The sequence below is a fragment of the Paraburkholderia sp. SIMBA_030 genome (genome assembly GCF_046535245.1).
Taxonomy (GTDB): Bacteria; Pseudomonadota; Gammaproteobacteria; order Burkholderiales; family Burkholderiaceae; genus Paraburkholderia.
Window position 1 is genome coordinate 1 of record NZ_JAWRXB010001120.1, and the last position, 253, is coordinate 253.

1 protein-coding gene is annotated in these 253 nt (G+C 30.0%); it reads left to right on the top strand.

Translation table 11 applies throughout. The annotated features are described in order from the left end of the window. Positions 1-253, top strand: a 253-nt coding sequence (locus tag SB772_RS43500; RefSeq protein WP_410838964.1) for a hypothetical protein, incomplete at both ends; no start/stop codon positions are given.

The following is a 253-nucleotide window of genomic DNA, read 5'->3' on the forward strand; positions in this document are numbered from 1 at the left end:
ATTTTGCGTTGAAAATTGGGTATAAGAGTGAATCTGCCTTTTCTCAAGCAATAAGTAAAAATCCTATTCCTGAAGAAACATTACAAAAGATAAAGAAACTTTATCCGGAATTAGATACATGGGAAAAGAGTGTTGTATCCTCCGATGATGTTAAAAAATATGTTTTTGAAAAACTTCCTATTGAAGAAAAGTTGAATTACATCCATAAGCAAAATATGGAGTTGCGTGAAGAAAATGAAGAATTAAAGGATAT